Source organism: Alicyclobacillus sp. CIJ1, assembly GCF_057538885.1.
In genome coordinates this window covers 1-282 of the sequence record NZ_BAAJPH010000127.1, presented here as the reverse complement: position 1 = coordinate 282, position 282 = coordinate 1, and the positions used below count along the sequence as shown (strand labels likewise).

At 61.3% G+C, this 282-nt stretch carries 1 rRNA gene; it reads right to left on the bottom strand.

Annotation, left to right across the window (positions count from 1 at the left end):
• Positions 1–57: ribosomal RNA gene (gene rrf, locus AC27E8_RS11745) — 5S ribosomal RNA — on the bottom strand; the annotation flags it as partial.
• Positions 58–282 lie beyond the last annotated feature (225 nt).

Sequence of the window (282 nt, the reverse complement as noted above, 5' to 3'; positions counted from 1 at the left end):
CTTCACGTCCGTGTTCGGGATGGGTACGGGTGTTGCCCCTCCGCTATGGTCACCAGACCTGCTTCGCTCCATGCTCGCTCGGAGGGCTTCGGCCTTCGGCCTGCAGATCTCCTCGCTCGCATGTCGCTTCGCATCTGTATCGTCGGCGAAGCTCGGTTGCGAGTCGCTCTTTCAAGCGTACCCGCTCACGTCTCTCTTCGCCTCAGATTTCTCTGCAAAGCTTGCGTCCCGAGCCGGCGCTTCTGCGCCTTCCTCGCTCGCATGTCGCTTCGCATCTGTCTT